The following is a 26,673-nucleotide window of genomic DNA, read 5'->3' as shown; positions in this document are numbered from 1 at the left end:
CTCAAAAAAAGCGGCGGGAGATGGACGCCACCGTAGTCTGTATCGACCAAACCAAGAAATCCGTGCAAGTTGAGCCGCGTGCCGCGTGGTTTCCGCGCGGCACGCGGCCATCCGTCAAACTCTCTGGCCAACGCGACTGGACGTGTCTGTTGGGCGCGATCACCGAGGACGGTGATCGCTTCTTCTCTCGATTCGAAGAGTACGTCACCGCCGAACACGCCAAACATTTCATTTTAGCACTATGTAAAGAGTTTGAAGAAGACTTGATCGTTGTTCTCGACGGAGCGCCGTATTTTCAGGCGTCGGCCGTCACGGACCTGGCGGCCCGTGACGACCTCGCCTTTGTGACATTGCCGGCATATTCGCCTGAACTGAACCCGGTCGAAGAATGCTGGAGGCAGCTTCAAGCGTCTCTGAGCAACCGCTTCTTTGACTCGCTTGACGAGTTGACGACAGCGATTGATACAGCTCTTGACCAACTATCTGTTCCAAAAGTGGGCAATTATTTCTAATGACTACTATAGCTCGATCGGAATCGCCTCGACCGTCGGCATACTTGGTAACCCAGCCATTGCTTGTCCCCAGCCTTCGATAACGACAATCGGAAGGAGAAGTGCTAGGACAACATTCAGGGGGGTTCTGAGGAAGGTGGAGACGTTCGCCCGAATCCCCGTCCAAACCCTATTCATCGGTCTCTTCCCCCCGTTCACTGGCCGTTGCATCAGTCTCGCCTTCCTGGTCAGTCACGTCGTAGACCTGTCCGTCACGAACCTCATAGATGCGGTCGAGACGACTTTGCTCTTCGATCAGGTGTGAAATCATCGTGACAGCTGTTCCGTCGGCAGCGAGTTCCTCGGCGAGATCCCAGAACGTGAGATACGTTTCCCAGTCGAATCCAGTGTAGGGCTCGTCCAGCATGAGGACGTCCGGATCGTGCATCAGGGCGATACTGAGATTGATTTTCTGCCGGTTTCCACCACTGAGTTGGTCGATTCGGTAGTCAAGGTACTGCTCGAAATCGAGTTTCGACGCCAAGCGGTGTTTGGCCTCGTCGATTTCTTCGGCGGTCATTCCGTATCCGGAACCGAACAGTCGGAACGTCTCTCCGACCGTCAAGCGGTCGTAAAGCAGTGGTTCCTGTGGACACCAGCCAACGGTTCCCGTCCGTTCGACTGTTCCGGAATCCTGTTCGAGGACACCGACGAGGATGTTCATGAGCGTGGATTTGCCCGACCCGTTCGCGCCGACGATCCCGACGATTTCCCCCGTCCGAATTTCGAGATCGGCATCGGTGAGGACGGTCACTGACCGCGTAAATGGAAAACTCGATCCGTACGTTTTTTCAATCTCATTAGCACGGACGAGTACCTTGTTGCTTGTAGCTTCTCCTTTGGTGGTTGTGGACGCTTCCATAGGTGTATACACACGCTTCTAATTCACTGCGATTACTGTTTCAAATCAAAACTATTTGCAGCAAACTCGTAAGCAATCAGGAATTGAGTATACAGCTAATGCTAGACTCTAAGCATCAGATTTCTCTTGACTTTCTGTATACTGTTCCCTATACGTTGTTTCACAGTTCTCACTGCAAAACTGCTGGAGTGAACCACCGACACGGGTGGCTAGTCCGTCTTCACCGACAGTGGTTCCGCAATTTGCACATTTGAGTGCGGATTCAGTCCCCTCGGCATACGCTGATTGAGCAGCGTTCGACAGCAGTTGTACGTCGTATCGCCGCACGTCAGTCAGTGGTAGATATTGCTGCGCCCAGTTTCCGACTGTATTCCGCGGCGGCGTCGCAACAGCTACGATTTCGCCCTCCGCAGTTGTGAATACGTGTTCTACGGCTGGGGTCTCGAGGATCGATTCTCGAAGAGAATCCGTCTTTCCGAGCTCAGGCTGGAGGCGTACCATGACGTGTATCCGGTTTTCGTACTGTGTGAGGTCGAGATCAACGGTGAATCGACGAATGACATCTTCTTGCTCCAACTGACGGACGCGTGCTGAAACGGACGGGGGTGAAAGATTTACAGCCTCAGCAATAGTGCTGTAGGGTCGTCTCGCGTTCTCCGCTAAAAGACGGAGGATTTCGCGATCCGTGTCGTCAAGTTCTGGTTGGGTCATCGAAAGGCGGAATGGGGGTGGGTGTGGGGGAGCTACGACGCAGGTGTGGGGTGTGACGGTTAGACGTACTCCTCCGGTGTCGAGGTGAACGTCTCCTTGCAGCCCTCGGCACAGAAGTAGTACGTCTGACCGTCGTACTCAGCTGTGGCCGCCGGATCACTTTCATCGACGTCCATTCCACAGACTGGATCAGTTGCCATTCGGTTTCACCCCACATCAATGGTACGAGGGCCTGAATCAAGCAATTTGTTCTTAGCAATCCAAAGTCGGGATACATAGCGATTTGAGCCGTGCTGCACGGTTTGGCTTTTCTGACTCCACAATCAACGGTTAGTACCTCACAATCCCGAACTATCGTTCGAGTATACCAACGGATTCCTATCTGTGTCCTATATAAATACTGGAGTCTGAACCAATTCTAAACCTATGGGTCACGATCCACCACACGACAATCACGAGCAGTGAAGACCCCACAGGTCCATCCAAATTCGTGGATGCTCAAGCGTCGACGTGACGATCCGATTCTTTCTTGCGCCGTGCAAGTAGCAGTCAAGTAGTCTCTAGTTCCGCAACGAAGATAACGTGTCGCAGGAACGGCAGCGCGTGGTGAGCCTTCCGTACCTGCTCAGTAATCGCTGGGGGATCGAGATCATACGCTCCTAACAGTCGTTCAATGAGAGCCCGGAGCGGGCTCGTGAGTAGCTGGAGGTACAGCGTCGTCCACTTTCGGAAGCGTCCGACGCTGTGTTTCGTGATATCTTCGACCGCTTTGAGCTCAAAGCTCGTCTCGTCGAGAGCAGCTTTGTATCCTTCAACAGTACCCAAGGACGGCATATCCCACGCATCCGCAAATGAATCGACCAATCTCCGTTCCGTTTCAGTCACGTCTGACTGCATCACGAGATCGGAGACTACGAGAACCCCCTCGGGTTCGAGGGTATCTGCGACTGTAGCGAAAACGCGATTCCGCTCGGGGAGGTATACGAGTGCGTCGATGGCTGTACACGCGGTAAACGAGTCCCTGGTAAACGGGAGTTGTGTCGCGTCACCGATGATGAACTCGGAATCGAGGTGCTTACCCCGTGCGTTCTCGGTTGCCATCTGGATGTTGTACGGAACGAGGTCGACACCAGTGACGTTGAAGCCGAACTGATAGGCGAGGTGGAGGGCTGGACCCCCCCGACCGCAGCCGACATCGAGGAGGCGCACTCCGTCGGTTGTGGGTAGATGCGACGCGACCCTTGAGCCGACTTCCGTGACGAGGCGACGTTGACTCGAACCGGCTATATGTGGCTGGTACCACTCCGAGTAGCCGAGATTGAGGAACTCGTCAGTATCGAACAGGAGGTCGAACGCCCGCCAGATATCGGCTCGCTCGCCGCGGTAAGAAAACTGGTCGGTGATTCGGTGGCGGAGAGTACTCTGATCCATCGGCCACCTACTCGAGTTCGGAAACCTCCGAATAGCAGTACTCGGATTCGTCGCAGTACGCGAGGTCGGCACACCCGCGAGGACGCTGGTAGTCGATTCCCTTGTGCCGTCGGAGATACGTCACGTATCCGTCGTCGACGCGGTCCAGGATGTCGTGACAGATCCACTTCTCCCTAACCCACGTAGTGCCCAGATTTCGGTACGGACACAGGAAGATCGTCCGTTCGACCGAATCAACCTGTGGCGTCTCGACGATCCGGACACCGACAAGGCGATAGGCGATGCGAAGACGGGTAACGACCGATTCTGGCGTATTCGCGCCGAGGAAAAGGACGTATGCAAGCACGTATCCGAGATCGTGGAGGAGTCGTCGAATCATTGTTTAGGGTGTCGACTGCCGTCCCAAAGTATCTTGACCAGGTGTTTTCTGTTCAGATTTCGGTGTACACGTCACCTGTCTTTCCGCCGCCGAGTTTGTAGACGGTGAATGTGTCGGACTTCGTCCCGCCCATCCCCGGCGATCCAGCCGGCATCCCGGGCAACGCGATGCCGTCAATCGCCGGCTCTTCCTCGAGCATCGTCGCGATAACCTCGGCAGGAACATGTCCTTCGACGACGTACTCGTCGAGGACGAGTGTGTGACAGCTCTGTAGATCCGATGGAATACCGTGTTGGCGCTTGAGATCCGTCACGTCCTCGGTTTCGGTTTCCCCGAGCGTCGTGTCGAGCTGTTCCCGCAGGTACGACGCATATTTTCCACAACAGCTACAGCCTGGTGAACTGTATTGTTGGGCGTTCGTCACCGCTAGCGTTCCCTCGATATCCCACTCATCCCCACTCGATGACCCCAAACAACCGGCGGTTCCGAGTGCGACTGTCGTCGCACCGACCCGTAGTAGTTCGCGACGAGTTACGGCCCGTTCCATATGCTCGTCACTTGGCTCGGAAGTATTCAATTGTACGTCGACCTTTCCTGTGTATTGAGAACGGATTCAAGCACGACGGGGAAGGTGACTTTCAGTTCTGAGGAGGAAACCCCAAAGGTCAGAGTCCCGTATTCGTCTCTATGTGGCGACCCTCATCGGTCGAGGGTGCTGCCGTGACGGTTTTCCGTCAACGAGCATATCGGCCTTAAATTGCGCCCAACATGACCCAGAGCATGACTCGTCGCACCGACTCCGACACTTCACTCCTCGAAACTGTGGGAAATACGCTCTCGTCGAACTGATGCGACTCCAAACGACGTCTCCACTCTTTTCGAAATAGACGTGCTATAGCGAGTTACTTGCGATAAAAGCCTCAAGTCACCACCCCAGAGACTGTTCTCCCGGTTTCGATTCTTAACAGAAAGCACGGTAAATCGTCGTTACGTATAGATATGTATGAACTCCCCCAGCCATCTAGAAGTTCGAGAAGGTGCGGACATCAACCTGTACAACCAGATCCTCATTCCACTCTACGGAGCTGATATAAGGGACTCAGTGGTCCAATATGGCCTATCACTTGCAGAAACGTATGATGCGGCTCTCCACGTGTTATATATTCAAGATGAGGAACGCACGGAGGTGGAATCCGATCAAGTCACTAAACAAGAGGAATGGGACGCAGCAGCGGTAATTGAACCCGTGGTGGATCAGGCCCACTCGCTCGGACTCAATGTGATACCAGCAGTGGATAGTGGGCACTCTCCAGGTGTTATTCGGGAATACGCTGAGGAGAATGATATCGATTTGCTTGTCCACCAGAAACCTACACAGACTAGATTAGCACGAATTCTCCGGAGAGACGTCTCCAGCCACATCATTCAAAATATCTCTCTTCCTGTCTTGACGATACCTGATATGGATCCCTCTGATCCGGTAGGAGAGTTATCTACTAGTCAGTTCACAGATATTCTCGTGCCTACGGATGGATACGACGAGGCATCTGTGGCCTTCAAACATGGGCTACAAATTGCTAAACGGTATGATGCAACCCTACATGGACTTTTTATCATTTCCGAACAGTCCTATTCGAGTCGGCCTGGATTCACGTGGGAAGAGGTCACTGACTCTTGGGAACAGCGGGGAACTCGGCTCTTGGAGGACATTACGGAGAAGGCAGCGACCTTGGACGTTCCTGTCCGAACTACGTTGAGCTTTGGTCAACCTCAGCAGGAGATTCTCAAATACACTGAGGTGACTGACATCGACCTTGTTACAATGGGGACACGAGGATTGACTGGCATTCGTCGGCTATTACAGGGAAGCGTCGCAGCTCAAGTGATCGAGGAAGCAGATTACCCCGTTCTAACGATTAACCGAAGGACAGCTGAATTGAAAAAACACCCGTACACCTTTCTTCGAAAGACAAACCAGAATCGGAAGTCAAGGCTATATTGAAATATTATTTGTAATATACTAATTTCAGTCTTAAATTCGGAAATTCTAATTGCGTATTAATCCCCGTTTCTTCTACCAAACCAAAGAGTGTTAAGTTCGTTCTGCTGAATAAAGCGCGCGTACTGACCAGAAGGAAAACCAAGAAACGACAGGGCTACTCCTAAAAATCGTGTTTGTCTTCACGTTTAGGTGCATCAGATGGACGTTAGTGCGAGCAACGCGAAAAATTAACTGGCAAATGGCTCCACGGACTGAGTTGTTGAACTAGTCGTCCATGCCGGATGGGGTTTGGCCCGTAGTCGATCCCGACGGTGCCGACCCTGCGGCAAACTTGTAAACGGCGACGAGTCCCCAAATCACCAAGCCGAGCAGGATGATGCCCGCCCTAATGTCGATGGGGACCACTGCAGCGTGTTCGATTGCTCCCTCGCTATCGACTGGGTGCCCGGCTCCCAGTAGCATGTCGAGCAGGCCGATCACGACGACGCCCAAGACAACCAGGCCACCGCCGACGTACATGGCGATTTGGTCTGCCGTTGATAAGTCACTCATTGGTAGTCACCCGAGGAGTTTCCGTAATCGCGTGTTCTCGAACAGTTCCATCTCACGCAGGCGGTTATCGACTGCCAGGACGCCGCCCGCTCCAAGTGCCACAATGGTTCCGAAGACCATGATCCCAAGGAGTTCACCCGTGACCATACCGTTGGCCCAGCCGCCACCGTAGCCGTTGATGAAGTAGAAGAACAGCATCATGAAGGCACCAAAGAAGGCGGCGGTCCTCGTGAGGACACCGAGTATCAGCCCGAGACCGATGGCGGTTTGCCCAAGCGGTACCGCCACGTTGACGAACGCCAACAGGATGCCGTCGCTGAACGGCGTGACGAAGGGGGCGAGAATCGTGCCCTGAGCGGCTCCGCCGACGAACCAGCTGGCGTCGAAGGGCCACGCCCAGATTTTGTCAAGGCCAGCGTGGAGCATCCACCACCCGGCGGTCAGCCGGAGCAGCAGGATCCAATACGACAACCAGGCTCCCGAGACCGAGAACGACGTCTCGGTTCCGAGAAAATTCGTACGGATGGATTGAGTTGACATGGCATACTTCACCTCACGGCTGATTTTGTCAGATGTAGTAAAAAAGATTGATGGTGTTCGTGATTTCTAAGAGTCGGGGCTCATTTCAGGAACGCGGATATCCGAGGTGAGTTGGATGATTCTCAAGAAGGAATTCGGTCACCCTCTACGGACTGATTGTGTGCTGGGGCGTGTAAGCGGGAACACTGATGAAGCCGAGCCCACCGAATTCTGGATCTCGGAAAATTCGCTTGAGGGACTCCATTTGCTGATTTAATCCTCTGTACTTACCGATCCTCCCAGTAGCTAACAGATTCTGAGAATTTAACTCGAGCGGATGTCAATTAATCAACTCCCATTGGTTAGTCATTCCTCCATAGACACGGTTTAAAACTCGTCGTCTCGAGAAAATACGGGCAAACAAAACAGGGTGGCGGAGGAGACGCAGTAGAACTGTACTCGGAGACCGGTCAACGTCTTCAATATCGATCCCGGCAGCGGCACGAATTGCTGCTCCCAGAACCTTGGGATTACGAGTTTCAAGAAAGTATCTCACAACTGTGGCGAAAATGTACTCCGTTTTCATCCTCTGATATAAACTGTCAGGAAAATTGTGTAATTGGCCGCTGTTAGCCAACTCTGCGGCCAAGAATCCCGATTCAACGGCCTGTGAGATCCCCTTTCCGGTGAGTCGGTTTGCGATACCTGCAGCATCACCCACCCGTACGACGGAATGCTCCGGTAGATAGGTTCTGTCGGGATCAAGGCTTGGTCCCTCGGGAATGATTGCGACGTTCGTCCGTTCCTGCGACGGGACTGGCCACCCATTCCGCTTACAGGCTTCCCTCAATGCCTTCATATAATCACTAGGCCGGTCACTGACCGTCCAGCCGATACCAACGTTGGCTCGTTGCGATGTCTTCGGGAATGCCCACGAGTACCCTGTATAGTTCTCCAGAATTATCCGGCTGTTCGGGTACAACTCGGTGAAGTCCCCTTCGACATCACTGTTAAGCGCTACCATATATCCTGAATACTCGTTGGTTGTTCCGAGCGCTTTACTAGAGAGTGATGGCTGACCGGTTGCATCAACGACGAGATCATACTCATCGGTGAACTCGTGGAAATCTGTCCGTGTGATAGACTGGTTTTCGTGGATGTCAACACCCTTCTCTGAGAGTTGTTCTGCCCAGGACTGCTCAACGACATTTCGGTCCGTTATATATGTATCCGCAGCAGGAAAGGTGCCGGCTCCAGTGCGGTGGCGATCGGCGTCGATTCCGTCATACACCTCCACTTCCATCGCTGGCAGCGGATTGAGAAAGCCGTTCTCTACAGTCGGCTCGAGTGGGATCTTCGATACCGCTGTCATCGCTTCTCCGCAATTAACGCGTTTGCTATCGTAGGACTGCCGCTCATATAGTTCGACGACGAATCCAGCGTCGTCGAATCCAGCAGCTGCTGCAAGCCCGGCCATCCCTCCACCTATTACCGCAATTTTGGACGTTCGTGTCATCGGTTTTTGCCAATCTTTGAGGCCATCGTTAAGCTCCCAACAGCATCCGAAGTGACCCACGAACGCCCATCGGGAGTCCGATCGCTCCGATGAAGAACGTCATAAGCCACCACCACGTGTGATTCATCTCCTCTTTCGCATCGGCGAGATACCACACGATGCCGACAGTCACGACGAGTTTCAGCACGAACGTCGATCCGGAGAATCCAGTCGCCTGGTACACGAGATTCGTCACGACCAGCTTTGGGGAGTAGCCGAGGAACGTCACACCGATGAGATTCTGCGCAGCGTCCCACAACTGGCCGAAAACGGCCAGCAGAATTAGCGGGTGTCGAAGGTGTGTGATATTGACGAAACTCGCGCCCCAGTAGTAGAGTGCGGTTACGCCGAGCGCTATCCCCGTCGTCGCGACAGGAACCCATAGGCGGAGTGGGGTCGATGTCGAGAGGCCGTGCCAAACAGCCCACCAGACGGCCCCGACAGCCCACACCGACCCGACGAGCCCGACTGTTAGCGGGATAGATCCGATATTTTGGTCACGCAAGAGTGCACCGACACCGAGCGCGAGGATGGTGACAGCGGTGACGACGATGTAAATCGATGGCGTGATGAACCACACCGCGTAGTCCCCGAGCAGCCCGAGATCCTCGAGGGCGCGCATCGCCCCACCTGCGATGATGATCGGAGCGAACCCGTAGGCCAGTCGTGCGTCGAACGTGACGTCGAGTTGGTCGAGATACGCACGTAGTCCGGGGAGGCTGTATACGACTGCCGCGAGGTAGATTACCGTGTTCACCGCGTTGTAGCCCTGGACAGCACGAACCCCCTCGTGCGTGACTGGCTGACCGGCCGCATCGGCGACGACTGGTCCCCAGAGATACTGCCAGATGAACCGGTCGTAGACCAACGTCGGAAACACGAGGATGCCCCCACCGAGGAGGACGAGCGGGGCCAGCAGGTACAGCGCCCACCACTCGCGTGAGCCGGTCTCCGGAAGGACAGTCTCGACGCGGCGGGTGACAGTACTCACGACCCGTTCACCTCCAATCGCCACGTCGTGCTTTTCGAGCGCCCCCACTGTTCGAGTGAAACGATTGTGAGTTCGTCCTGGAGCTGGCTGAGATACTGCGCGACTGCCTTGGGAGATCCGTCGAGGTCGCTGGCAATCTCGCGAGCCCGGAGGTATGTCGGTTCGCTACTGGCTGTCTCGACGAGGTACCTTCGAACCGTGTGCCGGGAAATATTCGACATTGATCTAGAGGTGACGGTTAGCGAAGAAATCCGAAGAGCTTGTAGTCGTGATCGGGGGTGTACCGCCGGAACAGGAGACTGTTCGTCAGCACCGACACCGACGAGAACGCCATTGCTGCTGCAGCGAGCACGGGCTGGAGGAGGCCGAGCGACGCTAACGGAATCATCGCCGTGTTGTAACCGAGCGCCCACACGAGGTTCTGTTTGATCTTCTGGAGTGTCGCGTCTGAGATTCGGATCGCCTTTACCACGTCGAGCGGGTCGTCTCGCATCAGCGTGACGTCTGCAGCTTCGATGGCGACGTCGGTGCCGGAGCCGATTGCTGTCCCGACGTGTGCGACCGCGAGTGCCGGAGCGTCGTTGACGCCGTCACCGACCATCATCGCCTGCCGGCCCTCGTCTTGAATACTGTCGACCGCGTTGGACTTGTCCTCAGGAAGGACTCCTGCGCGGACGTTCTTCGGGTCGATACCCACCTGTTTAGCGACCGCACGGGCAGTTCGCTCGTTGTCGCCCGTAATCATCATCACGTCAACTCCCCGCTCTTGGAGTGCTGTGACAGCCTGCTTGGAGCTTTCCTTCACTGTGTCGGCGTCGGCGACCACACCCACGAGCTCCCCCTCGTAGGCGACCAGCATCGCCGTCTTCCCCTCGTTCTCGAGGCGTTCCATCGTCTCCTCAGCGGGAGAGGGGTCGATCCCGTTGTCCCGCAGCAGCTTGCGGTTGCCGACCAGCACCTCGCTGTCACCAATGACTGCTTTGATCCCGTGGCCCGGAACGTTCTCGAAGTTGTCAGGCTCAGTCACGTCCAGGCCGCGTTCTTCGGCCCCTTCGACGATTGCACGGGCGAGCGGGTGTTCGCTGCCGCTTTCAGCTATCGCCGCCAGTCGAAGCACATCATCCTCTGAGAGGCGCTCACGGGTGCTGAGCTGTCCACCATCTGGGGTCGGCTCGCCACCGTCAGTCACCACATTTCCATCGCTATCAAAGACGACCACGTCGGTGAGTTCCATTTCACCCTCCGTGAGGGTGCCCGTCTTGTCGAAGACGACCGTGTCGACGTCTTTTGCGCGTTCGAGGATGTCACCGCCCTTGAACAGGACGCCGTTCTGGGCACCAATCGTCGTCCCGACCATCGTCGCTGCGGGCGTCGCCAGCCCCAGCGCACAGGGACAGGCGATGAGGATCGAGGACGCGAAGACAATTATCGCGAACTCGAAGACTGAAACGGTCCCACCGACCGGGGCCGGGCCGCCAGCAACCTGACCCCACAGCGGGAGCCAGTCGACGAAGCCAGCGAGAGCCTCGGGGAACAGGAACCAGACGACACCCCAGAGAAGGGCGTTCGCGATGACCGCAGGCACGAAGTACGCGGAGATGCGGTCGGCGAGATTCTGGATGTCGGGCTGGCGCGACTGGGCCTCCTTGACTGTCTGGACGATCTGTTGGAGGGCCGTGTCTTCTCCAACCTTCGTCGCCTCCACGACAAGGACGCCGTTCTCGTTAATCGTCGAGCCGACGACCTCATCGCCCTCCTCTTTCTCGACAGGCACAGATTCGCCAGTGACCATTGACTCGTCGACGGCAGACTGACCGTCGACAACGACACCGTCTGTGGGAATCTTCTCACCTGGACGAATTTTCATCCGGTCACCAGTTGTGACCTCTTCGAGTGGAACTTCTTCTTCACTGCCGTCCTCGCGGACAATGGTCGCCGTTTCGGCTTCCATTTCGAGGAGCTTTCGGAGGGCCTCACCCGCTTGGCCCTTCGACCGAGCTTCGAGATAGTTACCCAACGTGATGAACACGAGGATGAGGGCTGCCGTGTCGAAATAAAGTCCACCTGCAATGAGTTCAGCAAGGACTGCCACAGAGTATAGATAGGCCGTTGTTGAACCGATCGCAATCAGCACGTCCATATTGGCGCGGCCGTTCTTCACGATCGCCTTGTACGAGTTCTTATAGAACGGCCAGCCGAGGATCGCCTGTACCGGCGTGGCGAGGAGGAACTCAACCCAGCCAAGTTCCACACCGAAGACGGCTTCAGGGACGATCGCGCCACCGAGCAGATAATTGTCGATGAGGAAGAAGAGCAACGGTGCCGATAACACTGCCCCAAAGAGGGTCAACCTGAGTTGTTTCCGAGTTTCGGCTTGACGGGCGGCATCTCGTGCGTCCTGGCCCGACTCTTCGTCGGCACCATCTTCGCGGACGGGCGAGTAGCCAGCCTCCTCGATAGCATCGTACAGCGCACCAATAGATACTTCCGCAGGATTGTAGGTGACCTGTGCTTCGTCGGTTGCGTAATTGACCTCCGCATTAACGACGCCCGGAATATTTTCAAGAGCGGTTTGGTTGGTCTCGGCGCAGTTGGCACAGGTCATATCGGAGATGGCAATCGTTACCGTCTCAGAGACTGCGCCGTACCCGGCCTCGTCGATCGCGTCGTAGATTTCTTTGAGCGATACCTCTTCAGGGTCGTAGGTGACGGAACCCTCGTCGGTGGCGAAGTTCGCATCCGCCTCCGATACCCCGTCGAGCGATTCGAGAGTGTCCTGGATCGTCGCCGAACAGTTGGCGCAGGACATTCCCGTGATATCAAGATGGATTGTTTGGCTTGTCATGCTTGTTCTACTATACGGGGTCTAGGTTTAGGCGATTTACTGCTTCGAGAGGCGGGGTTTCGACTGCAGGAAAATTTGGATTCCAAAGACAGCGTTACGCTCCCTCTTCGAGTCGCTGATACCGATCGTCGAACCGTGTGAGACAGGACGGACAACAGAAGTGATAGATCTCTCCGTCGATTCTCGTCGTTTCACCTTGATTATCAACGGTATTGTTACATTCAGCACAGGTGAGTGCAAATTCGACGCCATCAACGGACGGCGTCCATTCAAGCTCGTCAATTAGTGTGACGGTGTAATCTGCTACATCGATCTCGTTAAAGAGTCCATCTACCCACTGACGTACGTTCTGGGCTTCAACACGGGCATAGAACCAAAGATCTCCTTCGGAGGTCGTGAAGACGTGTTCAACGCCATCTGACTCTCGAGCCCGCTCGCGGGCGGCCTCCAACGACGCTGAGCCGATTTCGGCCTGAATAAATACCGGTACACCAGCTCGGAGATGAGCCCGGTTGACGTCAATCGTGAAGTTGTTAATGATGCCAGCTTCCTGTAATCGCTTTACCCGGTCAGAAACGGCTGGCCCCGACAAGTCGACCTCCTCGCCAATATCGCTGAACGGGCGGCGGGCGTCATCAGCGAGTAACGAGAGGATTTCTAAGTCGGTTTCATCCAAATTGCGCATACGACCGCTTCGTCTCGCAGGATACATTATTGTTGCCCACAACACACCTTCGAAATCGGTGATCTAGGGCTGCGACAACATTGGATTCTAAGCAGAAAACCACATAGAATACTCGCCCCTATCTACGAATGGATATGACTCAGACAATCACCGTCGAAGGAATGACCTGTGAACATTGCGAGCAGACCGTCGAAGAGGCACTCGAAGAAGTTGAGGGGGTTACGTCCGCTACTGCGGATCGTGACTCAGAATCCGCGACGGTCGAGGGGTCCGCTGAACGGGATGAGCTTGTGACTGTGGTCGAAGACGCTGGATACGATGCCTCTGCGTAACAAATCCCGATTCTCGTCGAATCGGATTCGGAGAGGGATTGATACGACTGCCAATCCCAGGTGTAGATACTATGACTGATACACTTCCGTTCGATGCCGTCCGCGAGCTCGACGTCGACGGGACGACGTACAAGATGGCCGATCTTCGAGCACTCGAAGAGCAGGGGCTCTGTGACCTCGACACGCTCCCTGTGAGCATCCGTATTCTGCTTGAGTCGGTGCTCCGGAACGCCGACGGCGAAACTGTTACTGCAGCGGATGTCAAGAATGCTGCTGGCTGGAAGCCAGACGTACCGGACGCAGAGGTTCCGTTCTCTCCATCACGAGTCGTCCTGCAAGATCTCACCGGTGTACCCGCAGTCGTCGACCTGGCGGCCCTTCGATCCGAGGTCGACCGCAAAGACCGAGATCCCACCCTGGTCGAACCGGAGATTCCTATTGATCTCGTGATCGACCACAGCGTCCAGGTCGACTACTTCGACTCCGAGGACGCCTACGAGAAGAACGTCGAACTGGAGTACGAGCGAAACGCCGAACGGTATCGCGCGATCAAGTGGGCGCAGAACGCCTTCGAGAACTTCAACGTCGTCCCGCCGGGGACCGGTATCGTCCACCAGGTGAATCTCGAACATCTGGGTCGGGTCGTCCACGCCCGCGAGCAAGACGGCGAGAACTGGCTCCTGCCGGACACGCTCGTCGGCACGGACAGCCACACCCCGATGATCGGTGGCATCGGTGTGGTCGGTTGGGGCGTCGGCGGCATCGAAGCGGAAGCGGCGATGCTCGGTCAACCGGTCACGATGAAACTCCCCGAGGTCGTCGGCGTCCGTCTCGAAGGCGAATTACCCGAGGGCGCGACGGCTACGGATCTCGTGCTCCACATCACCGAACGACTCCGCGAGGTCGGCGTCGTCGACCGGTTCGTGGAGTTCTTCGGTCCCGGTGTGGAGAATCTCACAGTCCCCGACCGGGCCACGATCGCCAATATGGCGCCCGAACAGGGCTCGACGATCAGTATGTTCCCGGTCGACGAGCAGACGCTCGAGTATCTCGAACTCACCGGGCGTGATCCCGACCACGTCGACCTCGTTCGCGAGTACCTCGAAGCCCAAGGGCTGTTCGGGGAACAGGAACCAGAATATACTGAGGTCGTCGAGTTCGACCTCTCGACAGTCGAACCGAGTCTGGCCGGACACAAGCGGCCACAGGACCGGATTCCGATGGGGGACGTGAAACAGAGCTTCCGGGGACTTCTCCACGGGGAGTTCGAGGACGACCTCGATGATGTCGACGAGGACGCCTTGCAGCGGTGGCTCGGTGAGGGTGGTGCAGCTGATGCGGAGACCGACGGTGGCGTTCAGGTCGAACCCGAATCGGAACTGCACCCGTTAACCAAACGTGTCGAGGTCGACCTCGACGGTGAGACGGTCGAAATCGGACACGGAGACGTCCTCGTCAGCGCCATCACGAGCTGTACGAACACGTCGAACCCGTCGGTGATGATCGCTGCTGGACTGCTCGCCCAGAACGCCGTCGAGAAAGGCCTAGACGTCCCGCCGTACGTCAAGACGAGTCTCGCACCGGGTAGCCGTGTCGTCACGCAGTATCTCGAAGAATCGGGGCTGCTTCCGTATCTCGAAGAGCTCGGGTACGCCGTCGTCGGCTACGGCTGTACCACCTGTATCGGTAACGCTGGGCCGCTTCCCGATCCCATCGAGCAGGCAATCGACGACCACGACCTCTGGACGACGAGCGTTCTCTCCGGGAACCGGAACTTCGAGGCGCGTATCCACCCGAAGATCCGCGCGAACTACCTCGCGAGCCCGCCGCTCGTCGTCGCCTACGGGCTCGCAGGGCGGATGGACATCGATCTCGAACACGAGCCGCTGGGCACTGACGATGAGGGTAACCCAGTCTATCTGGCGGACATCTGGCCGGACGCAGCGGACGTGCAGGCCGCAATCCACGAGAACGTCTCTCCGGAGATGTTCGAGGAGAAGTACGCCTCCGTGTTCGAGGGCGATGAGCGATGGGCTGCTCTCGACGCGCCCACGGGTGACGTCTACGAGTGGGATGAGGACTCGACATACATCCGTGAACCGCCGTTCTTCAAGGACTTCCCGGTAGAGAAACCCGGCGTCGCCGATATCGAGGACGCACGCTGTCTACTGACGCTCGGCGATACCGTTACGACCGACCACATCAGTCCAGCCGGCCCGTTCGGTCCCGACCTCCCCGCAGGTCAGTGGCTGCTCGATCACGGTGTCGAGCCACACGAGTTCAACACCTACGGCGCACGTCGGGGCAATCACGAGGTGATGATGCGGGGGACGTTCGCCAACGTCCGAATCGAGAACGAGATGCTCGACGACGTCGAGGGTGGCTACACGATCCACCACCCGACCGACGAACAAACCACGGTGTTCGAAGCCAGTCGCCGCTATCGGGACGAGGGGATACCGCTCGTCGTGATGGCTGGCGAGGAGTTCGGAACTGGGTCTAGCCGGGACTGGGCGGCGAAAGGAACGGACCTGCTCGGTGTCCGCGCAACCATCGCCGAGAGTTACGAGCGCATCTACCGCGACAACCTCGTCGGCATGGGTGTGCTTCCCCTGCAGTTCGATGATGGCGACTCGTGGGAATCTCTCGGTCTGGATGGGTCGGAGGTCTTCACGATCCACGGCCTCGATGACGGGCTCGACGTGATGGACGAACTGACCGTTATCGCCGAGCGTGCGGACGGGTCGACTGTCGAGTTCCCGGTCACAGCACAGGTCGGCACGCCGGCCGCCGTAACCTATATCGAACACGGCGGAATCCTCCACTACGTCCTCAGACGCCTCCTCAGACAGTAACACCAACGCGGTCAGAAACGATCGTCGTCGGACACCAGGCGGGCGCGACGGTGATCAAACTCCTCGTCGTCGATTTCGCCACGAGCGTACCGTTCTTGGAGAACAGCGAGTGCGCTGTCATCAGTATGGCCGTCCGTAGGGGACCGCGTTGTCAGCCAGTAAACGGCGTAGACTGGGAGGGCGATCAGAAGTGCCATCCACAGGAGCCCGAACAGTATCATCCCCCAGCCCCAGCCACCCCAGCCGGCCATGTGGCCGCTGTTCCACATGCCGTCGTGCCAGCTCCACATCATTGATTCTGGGACGGTCGCGTGCGTTAGCGCCATTCCGGCGACGACGGCCAGAGTCAGTGCCCCAACGACGATGAATCCCAGAGAACGAATCCCGCGTGCTTGAATTGGATTTTGCATTGTTGTACTCCCAACGGTCTCGGCGTGGTTAGCCGAGGATGTATTCGAGGGCGGGGTAGCGCTCGACGAGCGTCTCGCCGCCGACGTCGTAGTTCTCGATGTACTGGTCGAGGCCCAGGATGCGGCCCGCGGCGAACGCGGCGACCGCGAGGAACACGAGCATGTACGCGAAGTCCCCGTTGATGAACCCGTGACCCATGTCCCAGTTGCCGAAGTAGAACATGAGCATCATCAGCGCGCCGAAGAACGCCGCGAGGCGGACGAACGCGCCGACGAGGAGGCCGAGGCCGATGAACAGCTCGCCGTACGGCACGGCGACGTTCGCGAACTCGACAAACCACGGCGTCGAACCCATCCACGCGAACAGGCCCGCCAGCGGGTTGCCGTTCGTCGCCGCAACGTTCGAGAGGTAGCCGCCGGCCGCGAACTCGCCGGTGATCTTCGTGAAGCCGGAGTACGCGAACGCGTAGCCCATCATGAGACGGAGCGCCAGCACGAACCACGCGCTGAGGCTGTGGACTTTCCCGCCGACGGTCAGGCCGCCGACTCTGCTCTCAAGCTGGTTCATGCCGGAGTCGAGTGTGGACATAATTATTGCACCTTCAACTATCAGTAGGCGGGTAGAGACGATATAATAGCGAGCCGGCGTTCTGAGTCAGAAAACCGGCGGGCTATATTACCCTCCTGTAGCGAGTACGGACGTGTGACTGAGGAGGCCGACCCGTCGGACATCTTCGCCACACTCGACGACGAGTACGCCCGCAACATCCTCGTGGCGACGAAGACCGACCGACTCTCCGCGAAGGAGCTCAGCGAGGAATGCGATATGTCACGCCCGACCGTCTCGCGGCGTGTCACCCGCCTCGTCGAGCAGGGCCTCCTCGAGGAGTACACGCACGTCGACCCCGGCGGACGGCACTACAGCGAGTACGAGGCGCGACTCGAGCGTGTCGAAGTACTCCTCCAAGCAGAGGGCTTCGACGTGCAGATCGATGTTCGGCCGGACCCCGCCGACCGGATTACGTCCATCTTCGAGGAAATGCGGGGAGACTGACTCATGGAACACACGTTATTCGTCATCGGCAAACTGTTCACGACCGCGTTAGCACTGGTCATCGCATATCAGGCCTATCGCGGGTACCAACGACATCACACGCAGTTACTCCTGTACGTCGCCGCCGGCTTCGCATTGGTCGGGCTTGGCGGCCTCCTTGAAGGCGTCCTCTTCGAACTCCTCCAGGTGTCGATCTTCGAAGCAGGATTCGTCGCAGCACTCGTCACCGCAGCCGGGATGCTGTCTATCCTCTACGCCCTGTATGCCCCGAATCCATAAGGATTCAGGACGCCCATTCGACAAGCGGCCTCTGCGCGTCGTGCCCGGTTCGAAGCCGCTACTGTTCGGACTCCCCTCGTTCTCGATAGTGTAGCGTCGCAGTGGAAGTTATATCCATATCGGTCGTACCATATCGTATGATTCGAACAATCGTCGGTGTCCTCGGCGCTATCTCAGCGCTGTTCCCGGACGAAATCGTCGAGCTCTTCGAGAAACTCGCGATTTCGAATCCAGACGAGGGAACAGTGAGAGGGTGGATACGTCCAGCAGTCCGGTCGGAGGGTGTTCTGATAGCTGCGCTTTCACTCTTTAACGGGCGAGCATACGCGTTGCTGATGAATCTTACCGGCGTGTTCGGCGCGATAGTCCTCTTATTTCCCGACCTGTATCAGAGATTTGCCACCGCGTTCCTGTACGAGCGTCCAGAGTCGATAGAATGGAACGAGCGATTCCGCTTGGGCATTCGGGCTATCGGCGCACTCTATGTCTTTTTAGCGGCGAAGACGTACAGGGAGCGTCACAACGATACTTGAGCCTTCTCGCTATTGACACCTGGCGCATCCGATGTCTAGTTCGTTACGGCCGCAGGTATCACTTTGAATCTAAAGTTTGAGCCCCACGATATCAGTATGTTCGAAGGGGAAATCCGCTAAAGAGAGGAGGCCGTGTGTATCCCTGTATGACGACGACGATCATCGTGGAAGGCATGACGTGCGGTCACTGTGAGCAGACGGTCGAAGAGGCCCTCGAAGAGGTATCCGGCGTGACTGACGTGACCGTCGACAGGGAGAGCGAACAGGCAAGCGTCGATGGTGAGGCAAATGTCACAACTCTCGTGGAGGCCGTCGAAGACGCCGGGTACACCGCTTACGCCTGAGAATCGCGCGGACCACTCCGAGACAACGGCCAACCGTTGTCTTTGAAGCTTCGCTACGCTGGTCCTGCTGTACAGTTTCAGTGGGGAAGATTCAGGGGGCCGGCGGATCCACCTCTACAGAGAATATGGGCAATGGACGACCACAAAGATACAAATGAGAATCCCCCCGGAGGGGAACACCAGCAGGACGACAGCAGTCACCAGCACGAACACGGCGAGCAGGATGAATCGGACGCCGAGTCGGACGAGCAGCGGGTAGAACAGGACCTACTGGAAGAAGAGGCACACCCTGCTGCGGAGAGTGAGACGGTGCTCGACGAGCAGCACGAGCACGCTGGACACGAGGGCGAAGGACACGACCACAGCACTCACGAGGGGCACGGTGAGGGTCATGGCGGGATGCACGAGGGCCACGAGCAGATGTTCCGCCGGCGCTTCTTCGTCTCGACGCTCCTGTCGATCCCCGTCCTCCTGTACAGCGAAATGTTACAGGAGTGGCTCGGGTTCTCCGTCCCAGCGTTCCCGGGCAGCGAGTGGATCAATCCCGTCTTCGCGGTCATCGTCTTTGCATACGGTGGGGTGCCGTTCCTCCAGATGGCGGTCCCGGAGCTGAAAGACCGGTCGCCGGGGATGATGACGCTGATCTCGATGGCGATCACCGTCGCATTCGTCTATAGTCTCGCGAGCGTGGTCTTCCCCACACAGTCGGCGTTCTTCTGGGAGCTCGTCACCCTGATCGACATCATGCTCCTGGGGCACTGGATCGAGATGCGGTCGGTGCGACGGGCCTCGAGCGCGGTGGACGAACTGGCGAAGCTGATGCCGGACACCGCCGAGCGGATCACCGACGGCGGCGACACCGAGGAGGTTCCGGTGAGTGAGCTCTCCGAGGGCGACCTCGTACTCGTCCGGCCGGGTGCGAGTGTCCCTGCTGACGGCGTCGTCGAAGAGGGAGACTCCGACGTCAACGAGTCCATGATCACGGGCGAGTCAAAACCGGTCTCGAAAGACCCCGGCGACGAGGTCATCGGCGGGACCATCAACGGCGACGGGAGTCTTCGCGTGCGCGTCGGTGCGACGGGCGAGGAGACGACGCTCGCGGGCATCATGCGCCTCGTCGAGGAAGCCCAGCAGAGCAAATCCAAGACACAGGTACTGGCCGACAGAGCGGCAGGCTGGCTGTTCTACGTCGCCCTCGCGGCGGCAGTCGTGACAGCAATCGCGTGGACGCTCGCGGTCTCATTCGACGCAACGGTCATCGAGCGCGTCGTCACAGTGCTCGTCATCGCCTGCCCGCACGCACTCGGGCTCGCCATCCCCCTAGTGGTCGCAATCAACACGTCATTGGCGGCTCGCAACGGGATGCTGGTCCGGGACCGTATCGCGATGGAGGAGGCGCGGAACCTGGACGCCATCATCTTCGACAAGACGGGGACGCTCACCGAAGGCGAACACGGCGTCGTCGACATGGCGACCGTCGAGGGCGTCGACGAGGACGACGCGCTGGCACTAGCGGCAGCTGTCGAGAGCGACTCCGAACACATGATCGCCCGAGCGATCCGCGAGGCTGCCGACGAGCGCGATCTCAGCGCCCCTGATGCGACCGCCTTCGAGGCGATCAAAGGACGGGGGGTTCGCGCGAACGTCGACGGAAACGAGGTGTACGTTGGTGGGCCGAACCTGTTGACCCAGCTGGATAGCGAGATCCCCGACCATCTCCAGCGCTTCGCTGACGAGGCCGGCCAGAACGCCCAGACTGTGGTGTATCTCGTTCGTGACGGAGAGCTGATCGCCGCCTTCGCGATGGCTGATGTAATCCGTGAGGAGAGTTTCCGCGTCGTCGACGCGCTCCACGATCTGGGTATCGAGGTGGCGATGCTGACAGGGGACTCCCAGGACGTCGCCAACGCCGTCGCCGACGAACTGGGCATCGACACGGTGTTCGCGGAGGTCCTCCCCGAAGACAAAGACGAGAAAGTCCAGGAACTCCAGGACCAGGGGAAGCTCGTCGGGATGGTCGGCGATGGTGTGAACGACGCGCCGGCGCTGACCCGGGCCGACGTCGGTATCGCGATCGGGAGCGGCACCGACGTCGCCGTCCAGTCGGCCGACGTCATCCTCGTCCAGAACAACCCGATGGACGTCGTTCGGCTCGTGAAACTCAGTAAGGCGAGCTACCGGAAGATGCAGGAGAACATCGTCTGGGCGGCCGGTTACAACGTGTTCGCGATTCCGCTCGCAGCGGGCGTCTTGGCACCGATCGGGATTCTGCTGTCGCCCGCTGTGGGTGCGCTCTTGATGTCGTTGAGTACAGTCATCGTTGCCATCAACGCTCAGCTGCTCCGCCGCGTGGACCTGTCCATCCCCGAGCTTCCAAGCGGGACACCAGCGACTGACGCACAACCTGCAGACTGAAACGCTCCCGATCGCTTCGGAGCTTCTTTCAATTGAGTTCGGTTAATGGACAGCAAATGGCGACACTGCGTGATTTCGGTGGGTATCGCTATGCGATCACCGATTCCACAGTTTTCCCGAGGGGTACGTAATTTGGTATACACAGACGCTTCCTCTGATGGGCGACATTGCTGCGTCAGCACTAGGTTTATACCGTTAGACAGACTTCATTCCGATATGAGCCTCGAAGAGACGGTTGACTACCTCGCCGAGGAACTCGACCTCGAGCGAAGTGAACACGTCCGTGAGGTTGGTCAGTCGGTCGCCGAGCTTCGCGACTGATCAAAACATTTCTCTGAAGTCCCGTTCGACCAGTCCGTCCTCCAGATACGTGATGAACTCTTGTTTCGTTGGTCCTTGACGGTCGAGCAGATCGTCCCGTCCTGCTCGTTCGAGAACTGCCTGCGCGAAGTCCGTACAGTGAGATTCGTGCTGCCCAGCATACTCTGATAGGGCTTCTCGCCAGTGCATATCCAGCTCGAACTCGGCTAACCGGATTTGGATCCCGTCTTTCCGTTCGACGAGGTCGACGTCCAGCTCTTCGAGTTGCTTGAAACGGAGGTTGTTCCGGCGGACCGTGATGAGACGCTTAGAATCAACAATATAGGGATCAACCCACTCTCGCCAGGTATCGTCGTCGACGTGCGTTCGTGGCATCTCAAAATCCGGGTCCACACTCTCAATACAGAACTGCAGCATCGCGATGCCAGTTCGGTGATTCGCATTTGGGAGGGAATGTCGGAGGATCAAATTCGACATCACCTCTCCAGCGACGATCGGAAGTGGAGCTCCCCAGGAGACGTGATCGAGTGCCTGCTGGATCTTTTGCGGTTCGAACTCCTTGTAGAGCCGGAACTCATCCTCATCGCGAACATCAACCGCAGCTTCGAGCAACTCTACTAATCGGAATGCGACAACCTGCCCAGCACGGGGGAGGTCACGAATACGGTCGCTCAGCCATTCCTGATCGAAGTCGACCTCTTGGGCAGATTCGATCTCTGACTCGCCTTCGTAGAGCACATAGACCGGTGTGTCAAAGGGATACCCGATGAGCTTTGTTGACTCGTCGGATTGCTCTCGCTGAGACAGGATTTCTGCCACCGATGCCGAGCTATATTTGAGTGAGAAATTCTCGGCCTGGGGGTGGTGATAGAAGACGAGCCGAGCCATCTTACTGTGGATTCGTGGGAAGTAGGTAAAGCAGTCCCGCTTTTATAATGATTCTACGACGTAGTGGGTGCGTTCACATCTTCTAAATACTGACTTTCCCACTCACGTCGCGCCTCGATTTCCCGCAATCCGCGTTGCGTGACCGTGTACACGTTCGTCCGCTTGTCGAGTTCACCCTTCTCCAGCAGTCCTTTGTTGACGAGATCGTCGAGATTCGGATAGAGGCGGCCATGATTGATCTCCTGCTCGTAATAGTCGTCGAGTTCGTCCTTGATTGCGAGCCCATGTGGTTCCTCGAGCCCGGTGGTTACGTACAAGATATCCCGCTGGAACCCAGTTAGATCGTGCATCTGCCTGTTCCCTATTTTTGAGGGGTGGCATATGTTCTCTCTGGTACTCAGAGGCGAATTCGACGGGACTGGTCAGGAAGACTACGTGAGAACTTCGAACCTTTATATAGTGGACAGGTGAAGTCCGCGATGGAATGTCTGACCTAATCGTCAAAGCAGCCGTGAAGGACGCACTTTCGGAGCACAACGTCTCGGCAGATTTCTACGACGCCCTCAACGAAGAGGTCGCCGAACTGCTCGACGACGCCGCAGAGCGTGCCGAGGCCAACGACCGGAAGACGGTCCAGCCCCGCGACCTGTAGGCCTGCGTAACGCAGCCCACCCCGTCACTCGAACGTATCTTTTTGAGGTTCCTGTTCAGAAGTTAGGCAACGGAGATGGCGGACGCACCGGATACCGAGCGGCAGGCGGTCGAACCCGATGCGAGAGAGGTCCTTAGCGTGTCCCAGCTGAACGACCGGATCGCGTCGGTCGTCCAGGACACGCCTGCCCTCAACGGTGTCCGCTGTATCGGGGAGGTCACTGACCTCCACAAGAACAGTACGGCGCTCTACTTCACGCTCACCGACGGCGACGCCGAGCTCCCCTGTATGATCTGGGCGAACCGTTACCGGGAGATGGACGCCGACCTCGAAGACGGGACCGAAGTCATCCTCGAGGGCGATATCGACTACTGGGTCGAGGGTGGGAAAATCGACCTCAAACCGTGGGAGGTGATCGTCGTCGGCGACGGCGACCAGGCGGCCGCCGTTGAGCGACTGCGAAGCGAACTCGAAGAGCGTGGCTGGTTCGACGACGAGCAGAAACAGCAACCGCCGGCGTTCCCGGAGCGGGTCGGCGTCGTCACGTCCCTTCGAGGAGACGCCCGGTACGACATCCAGAACGCGATCCACGCCCAGGACCCCACCGTCGACATCCTGGTGAAGGACGCAACCGTCCAGGGGTCGAACGCGCCGACGTCCATCGCGAACGGCATCCACCATCTCGACCGCTCGGAAGACGTCGACGCCATCATCGTCGGCCGCGTGGGAGCGATTCGAACCTTCAGGCCTTCAACACCGAGCGGGTTGCGGAGGCGATCTTCACCACCAATACCCCGGTGGTCACCGCGATTGGACACACCGATGACCAGCTCATCGCGGATCAAGTGGCGGACATCGCGACGATCACGCCGACCGCCGCCGGCGAGTCCATCGTGAACTCCCGCCAAGAGTTCTTGCGAGTGAGATCGAGCCGCTGGAGCAACAGCTTGACGCCACGTACGAGACCTTCCAGCAGGAGTACGAACACGAACAGGAACTCGCCGAAGCAGTCGATGAGGCGACCGCACCCGAGGGGCTCCTACCGATTTACTACAAGGTCGCCATCGTAGTGCTGCTCTCGTTCGTCGCCATCTCCTGAATCACGGTCGCTTTTCTTTGATGATGGCGGCCGTCTCAGTCGATGCGATCACGTCGTTATTAAGAACTTCATTGAGGCGTTCGGGTTCGTAGACTGCCTTGACAATGCAGTAGTAGTGGGACGGCGTCCCGAAATCATAGACCAGACTAAGTCTATCGTCCTCCTGAAGCCGGTATCGGTCATCGATATCCGCGATCGTCATTTCACTTGCCCTCGTGTACGTCCGGTCCCCTGCTTCCTCGTATTGGGAGTCAGGCAGCACGTTGAGGCTAGAATCCAGGTATTCGTCTTCGAGGCCGTACATCCGGAGATGGAAGTCATCAAGCGTACTGAACCGGCACACGAGTTTGTCCAACTCTGCCACCGTCGTCTCCGGTCGGACGACGATATCGTACCACTCCTCCCGTGCACGCCCTTTCTGCTTCCACCGAAGTCGGTACCCGACAGAGCTGGTCTTCGCAGATCGGTCGCCGGTGTCCCTCGCTTGATCCTGCGCAACTTCTTCACAAGTGTTTGACCAGCAGTACGAGCAAATCTCCGTGGGTGCATCGCCCTCGAATCCTTCTTTCTCGATATCGTGATGAGTTACAAACTCCGACAACGGCACTTGCTGGTCTCCGGGATGACGGTGGCCTCGACTACACATCTTCTCACCAGGACCACTGAAGCCGAGCGAAAACCGAGTGCCCGTTTCGGCTTGATCAGCGTCCATATCGATGATGTGTGCGACTGTGCCGGTGCCGATCTCGATCTTGAACCGGTCTGTTGGCTCGGTCATCCGTATCGTTCCTCGAGGTCGTCAAGTGCACGCCAGAACTGGTCGCTATTGATCGGCGGTTCCGTTTCCGCTCGCTCTTCAAGCACGCCAGCGTAGGTGTCGAACTTCTGGGGGGTCGGATCGGTCGCGAGGACGCAGTCTGTGTATCCATCGAGTGCGGTCTGGATAGTCTGTGCGTAATGGTCATGAGCACCGTCGATCCAGTTGTACTTCTCGTCGACCTCCTCGAACACCGCTCGATAGACAGTTGCCGCGTACAGATACCGCTCGCGCTCACGGTACTGCTCGGCAATCTCGAAAAATCGGGAGAAGTCAATCGCCTCGAACACGACCGGATCGGCGTGTTGTTCGAACAGTTGTGCAATCTCTTCGCGGTATTCATCGACCGATTTGTGGTCGTCGCCGAAGCAGGCGAGGAACTGCTCACGCAACTCCGCGTGTTCGGCCAGTATATCTCGAACGAACCCGCGCAAATCATCCGCCGGCACGTCATCTATGACTGTTTCGACGCGTTCGCTCTCGTCTTGTGGTGGGCCAGCAGCGATATCCAGTAATACCGCGACAACGTGCTTGCAATCGTCGCTATTGTCGTACGGACAGGTACACTGTGTGTCGATATTCCGTCCACCAAACTCGATCGTTACGTCGTACAGCTTCGATCCACTGACGCTCGCGGTCACCAAGTTGTCGAATCGGTCAAGTTGCTGAATGCGCCCCTCATCACGATAGTTCACTCCACGTTCAAAAACTGCATCGGTGCTTCGACTCTTGATGGTATCCCGGTCGATATTCATGTGCCGTCTTCGGAGGCGCGCGTAGAATTTGATTTCGGAACTGGTTAACTATCCACTTGCATCGGCCAGCACCATTATCAGCGTCGTCGTGAGGTGGTTGTCGAGCGGTTCGGTAGCATCAGAATTTGCACTTGCGGGACCGCATCCCCAAAAGAAACGAACCGGGCGCTCTGAAGTGGAGTTCCGCGTCGTGATGGATGCTACTGGTCGAGCGCGTCGAACAGTTCACGCTCTTCATCCATCAGCTCACGAACACGCTCGCGGACATCGTCGAGATCGTCGTCCGCTGGCTGGGTGGCATCCTGACTCATTGCTGGTAGTAGCCGGCGCATCCCCTTGAACCTTCGCACAGTCAGGGATTTAGACGGGACCGGTCGATATCGCCTGCCTCAAGCCAGTTCGCGATTTCGTCAATATCGTAGCGGCGTATTCGCCGTAGTACCTGCTCGACTGGCTCATTCCGTTCTGCCGGTTCGGCATCATTCCGGGCCAAGTAGATTTCTGTCGTCGCCCACGCTGTTCGCTTGTTCCCATCCTCGAACAGATGTGTCGTGATGAGTTTTCTGAGGAGGTACGCTGCCCGGACATAGTGTCCCTTGAACTCCGCTGCACCATCCCGAATCTCATGAAGATCGAGCTTCGGTGCGACTACGCGGGTCCCAGTATGTGTGAGGTTGTATTCCTCTTCGATCTCTTCGTGAATGTTCACCCCGCCCGCGGTGGGGCGGGGCTTCGCCCGTCCTCGCAAACGGACGTTCCTGCTTCGACGACACGGCTTGCAGGCACGTCACCGGCGTTTGCCTCGGTGCCCGCAGCGGCCGCAGTCTCCACAGGCG

At 57.5% G+C, this 26,673-nt stretch carries 31 protein-coding genes and 1 pseudogene; 12 read left to right on the top strand and 20 right to left on the bottom strand.

Features of this window, described 5'->3' with window-relative positions:
* On the top strand, positions 1-512 hold a 512-nt coding region (locus BMX17_RS22075; protein WP_139203655.1), incomplete at its 5' end, for an IS630 family transposase.
* A gap of 169 nt (positions 513-681) precedes the next feature.
* On the opposite strand, the gene BMX17_RS22065 is transcribed toward BMX17_RS22075, so the two are convergent.
* From BMX17_RS22065 to BMX17_RS22040, 6 genes are all read right to left on the bottom strand, one after another.
* Positions 682-1,305: an ABC transporter ATP-binding protein gene (locus BMX17_RS22065; protein ID WP_004594610.1), complete on the bottom strand. Its 624-nt coding sequence runs from the start codon at positions 1,303-1,305 to the stop codon at positions 682-684.
* Positions 1,306-1,521: 216 nt separating this feature from the next.
* Positions 1,522-2,124, bottom strand: a complete 603-nt coding sequence (locus tag BMX17_RS22060) for an AsnC family transcriptional regulator (RefSeq protein WP_004594609.1) — start codon at positions 2,122-2,124, stop codon at positions 1,522-1,524.
* Positions 2,125-2,183: 59 nt separating this feature from the next.
* A complete protein-coding gene (locus BMX17_RS22055) occupies positions 2,184-2,324 on the bottom strand; it encodes a YHS domain-containing protein (RefSeq protein ID WP_011222411.1) in 141 nt (46 codons plus the stop codon).
* A gap of 349 nt (positions 2,325-2,673) precedes the next feature.
* A complete protein-coding gene (locus tag BMX17_RS22050; RefSeq protein WP_004594607.1) occupies positions 2,674-3,555 on the bottom strand; it encodes a class I SAM-dependent methyltransferase in 882 nt (293 codons plus the stop codon).
* 7 nt (positions 3,556-3,562) lie between these two features.
* On the bottom strand, positions 3,563-3,934 hold the full coding sequence (locus BMX17_RS22045) for a hypothetical protein (protein WP_004594606.1): 372 nt from the start codon (positions 3,932-3,934) through the stop codon (positions 3,563-3,565).
* Between the two features lie 52 nt (positions 3,935-3,986).
* A complete protein-coding gene (locus BMX17_RS22040) occupies positions 3,987-4,481 on the bottom strand; it encodes a DUF411 domain-containing protein (RefSeq protein WP_004594605.1) in 495 nt (164 codons plus the stop codon).
* 456 nt (positions 4,482-4,937) lie between these two features.
* Here BMX17_RS22040 and BMX17_RS22035 point away from each other — a divergent pair, with 456 nt between their 5' ends.
* Positions 4,938-5,936: a universal stress protein gene (locus tag BMX17_RS22035; protein ID WP_004594604.1), complete on the top strand. Its 999-nt coding sequence runs from the start codon at positions 4,938-4,940 to the stop codon at positions 5,934-5,936.
* 264 nt (positions 5,937-6,200) lie between these two features.
* Here the strand turns inward: BMX17_RS22035 and BMX17_RS22030 are convergent, their stop codons facing one another.
* The 7 genes from BMX17_RS22030 to BMX17_RS22000 form a co-directional block, all read right to left on the bottom strand.
* Positions 6,201-6,488, bottom strand: coding sequence for a hypothetical protein (locus tag BMX17_RS22030; protein WP_004594603.1), 288 nt, complete (start codon positions 6,486-6,488; stop codon positions 6,201-6,203).
* Positions 6,489-6,494: 6 nt separating this feature from the next.
* Positions 6,495-7,040: a DoxX family protein gene (locus tag BMX17_RS22025; protein ID WP_229772977.1), complete on the bottom strand. Its 546-nt coding sequence runs from the start codon at positions 7,038-7,040 to the stop codon at positions 6,495-6,497.
* 307 nt (positions 7,041-7,347) lie between these two features.
* A complete protein-coding gene (locus tag BMX17_RS22020) occupies positions 7,348-8,523 on the bottom strand; it encodes an NAD(P)/FAD-dependent oxidoreductase (protein WP_011222414.1) in 1,176 nt (391 codons plus the stop codon).
* 28 nt (positions 8,524-8,551) lie between these two features.
* Positions 8,552-9,553, bottom strand: a complete 1,002-nt coding sequence (locus BMX17_RS22015; protein ID WP_004594600.1) for a DUF63 family protein — start codon at positions 9,551-9,553, stop codon at positions 8,552-8,554.
* Positions 9,550-9,774: a DUF7123 family protein gene (locus BMX17_RS22010; protein ID WP_004594599.1), complete on the bottom strand. Its 225-nt coding sequence runs from the start codon at positions 9,772-9,774 to the stop codon at positions 9,550-9,552. The genes BMX17_RS22015 and BMX17_RS22010 overlap by 4 nt, the downstream gene beginning before the upstream one ends.
* 17 nt (positions 9,775-9,791) lie before the next feature.
* A complete protein-coding gene (locus BMX17_RS22005; RefSeq protein WP_092664126.1) occupies positions 9,792-12,398 on the bottom strand; it encodes a heavy metal translocating P-type ATPase in 2,607 nt (868 codons plus the stop codon).
* Between the two features lie 94 nt (positions 12,399-12,492).
* On the bottom strand, positions 12,493-13,083 hold the full coding sequence (locus tag BMX17_RS22000) for an AsnC family transcriptional regulator (protein WP_049986206.1): 591 nt from the start codon (positions 13,081-13,083) through the stop codon (positions 12,493-12,495).
* A gap of 134 nt (positions 13,084-13,217) precedes the next feature.
* On the opposite strand from BMX17_RS22000, the gene BMX17_RS21995 reads away from it, so the two are divergent.
* Positions 13,218-13,415 carry a heavy-metal-associated domain-containing protein gene (locus tag BMX17_RS21995; RefSeq protein ID WP_049938510.1) on the top strand — a complete coding sequence of 66 codons (198 nt, stop codon included), beginning with the start codon at positions 13,218-13,220 and terminating at the stop codon, positions 13,413-13,415.
* 71 nt (positions 13,416-13,486) lie between these two features.
* The gene (gene acnA, locus BMX17_RS21990; RefSeq protein WP_011222418.1) at positions 13,487-16,270 is read left to right on the top strand and encodes an aconitate hydratase AcnA; all 2,784 of its coding nucleotides are present in this window, start codon (positions 13,487-13,489) and stop codon (positions 16,268-16,270) included.
* 11 nt (positions 16,271-16,281) lie between these two features.
* Here acnA and BMX17_RS21985 read toward each other — a convergent pair whose 3' ends face one another.
* Positions 16,282-16,680: an SHOCT domain-containing protein gene (locus BMX17_RS21985; RefSeq protein WP_089649904.1), complete on the bottom strand. Its 399-nt coding sequence runs from the start codon at positions 16,678-16,680 to the stop codon at positions 16,282-16,284.
* A 28-nt stretch (positions 16,681-16,708) separates the two neighbouring features.
* The gene (locus BMX17_RS21980) at positions 16,709-17,269 is read right to left on the bottom strand and encodes a DoxX family protein (RefSeq protein WP_011222420.1); all 561 of its coding nucleotides are present in this window, start codon (positions 17,267-17,269) and stop codon (positions 16,709-16,711) included.
* A 114-nt stretch (positions 17,270-17,383) separates the two neighbouring features.
* Between BMX17_RS21980 and BMX17_RS21975 the strand changes: the two genes are divergently transcribed.
* The 5 genes from BMX17_RS21975 (at position 17,384) to BMX17_RS21955 (ending at position 21,305) form a co-directional block, all read left to right on the top strand.
* On the top strand, positions 17,384-17,734 hold the full coding sequence (locus tag BMX17_RS21975) for an ArsR/SmtB family transcription factor (protein WP_049938495.1): 351 nt from the start codon (positions 17,384-17,386) through the stop codon (positions 17,732-17,734).
* A 3-nt stretch (positions 17,735-17,737) separates the two neighbouring features.
* A complete protein-coding gene (locus BMX17_RS21970; protein WP_004515576.1) occupies positions 17,738-18,013 on the top strand; it encodes a DUF7521 family protein in 276 nt (91 codons plus the stop codon).
* Between the two features lie 137 nt (positions 18,014-18,150).
* Entirely contained in the window at positions 18,151-18,546 is a 396-nt protein-coding gene (locus tag BMX17_RS21965) for a hypothetical protein (RefSeq protein ID WP_092664124.1), read from the top strand.
* A 146-nt stretch (positions 18,547-18,692) separates the two neighbouring features.
* The gene (locus BMX17_RS21960) at positions 18,693-18,890 is read left to right on the top strand and encodes a heavy-metal-associated domain-containing protein (protein ID WP_092664122.1); all 198 of its coding nucleotides are present in this window, start codon (positions 18,693-18,695) and stop codon (positions 18,888-18,890) included.
* Between the two features lie 132 nt (positions 18,891-19,022).
* Positions 19,023-21,305, top strand: a complete 2,283-nt coding sequence (locus BMX17_RS21955; RefSeq protein WP_092664120.1) for a copper-translocating P-type ATPase — start codon at positions 19,023-19,025, stop codon at positions 21,303-21,305.
* A 321-nt stretch (positions 21,306-21,626) separates the two neighbouring features.
* Here BMX17_RS21955 and BMX17_RS21950 read toward each other — a convergent pair whose 3' ends face one another.
* Both BMX17_RS21950 and BMX17_RS21945 read right to left on the bottom strand, forming a co-directional pair.
* Positions 21,627-22,514, bottom strand: coding sequence for a DUF8172 family protein (locus BMX17_RS21950; RefSeq protein ID WP_092664118.1), 888 nt, complete (start codon positions 22,512-22,514; stop codon positions 21,627-21,629).
* A gap of 53 nt (positions 22,515-22,567) precedes the next feature.
* Positions 22,568-22,864, bottom strand: a complete 297-nt coding sequence (locus tag BMX17_RS21945) for a PadR family transcriptional regulator (protein ID WP_004048633.1) — start codon at positions 22,862-22,864, stop codon at positions 22,568-22,570.
* 134 nt (positions 22,865-22,998) lie between these two features.
* Between BMX17_RS21945 and BMX17_RS21940 the strand changes: the two genes are divergently transcribed.
* The 3 genes and pseudogenes from BMX17_RS21940 to BMX17_RS27605 all read left to right on the top strand — a co-directional run bounded on the left by BMX17_RS21940 (position 22,999) and on the right by BMX17_RS27605 (position 24,236).
* On the top strand, positions 22,999-23,166 hold the full coding sequence (locus BMX17_RS21940) for a DUF1931 domain-containing protein (RefSeq protein ID WP_092664116.1): 168 nt from the start codon (positions 22,999-23,001) through the stop codon (positions 23,164-23,166).
* Between the two features lie 75 nt (positions 23,167-23,241).
* Positions 23,242-23,829, top strand: a pseudogene (locus BMX17_RS27395) (exodeoxyribonuclease VII large subunit); the annotation flags it as partial.
* A gap of 113 nt (positions 23,830-23,942) precedes the next feature.
* Positions 23,943-24,236, top strand: a complete 294-nt coding sequence (locus BMX17_RS27605; protein ID WP_280141430.1) for an exodeoxyribonuclease VII large subunit — start codon at positions 23,943-23,945, stop codon at positions 24,234-24,236.
* A 30-nt stretch (positions 24,237-24,266) separates the two neighbouring features.
* On the opposite strand, the gene BMX17_RS21930 is transcribed toward BMX17_RS27605, so the two are convergent.
* From BMX17_RS21930 to BMX17_RS21920, 3 genes are all read right to left on the bottom strand, one after another.
* Positions 24,267-25,043 carry a hypothetical protein gene (locus BMX17_RS21930; protein WP_092664114.1) on the bottom strand — a complete coding sequence of 259 codons (777 nt, stop codon included), beginning with the start codon at positions 25,041-25,043 and terminating at the stop codon, positions 24,267-24,269.
* Complete coding sequence (locus tag BMX17_RS21925; protein ID WP_092664112.1) at positions 25,040-25,837, bottom strand: SWIM zinc finger family protein; 798 nt, start codon at positions 25,835-25,837, stop codon at positions 25,040-25,042. Before BMX17_RS21925 ends, BMX17_RS21930 begins: the two co-directional genes overlap by 4 nt.
* A gap of 352 nt (positions 25,838-26,189) precedes the next feature.
* The gene (locus BMX17_RS21920; RefSeq protein ID WP_244515078.1) at positions 26,190-26,546 is read right to left on the bottom strand and encodes a Fic family protein; all 357 of its coding nucleotides are present in this window, start codon (positions 26,544-26,546) and stop codon (positions 26,190-26,192) included.
* Positions 26,547-26,673 lie beyond the last annotated feature (127 nt).

The sequence above is a fragment of the Halorientalis persicus genome (genome assembly GCF_900110215.1).
Taxonomy (GTDB): domain Archaea; phylum Halobacteriota; class Halobacteria; order Halobacteriales; family Haloarculaceae; genus Halorientalis; species Halorientalis persica.
The sequence above is the reverse complement of the archived record's forward strand: the minus strand, read 5'-3'. Positions and strand labels throughout refer to the sequence as shown.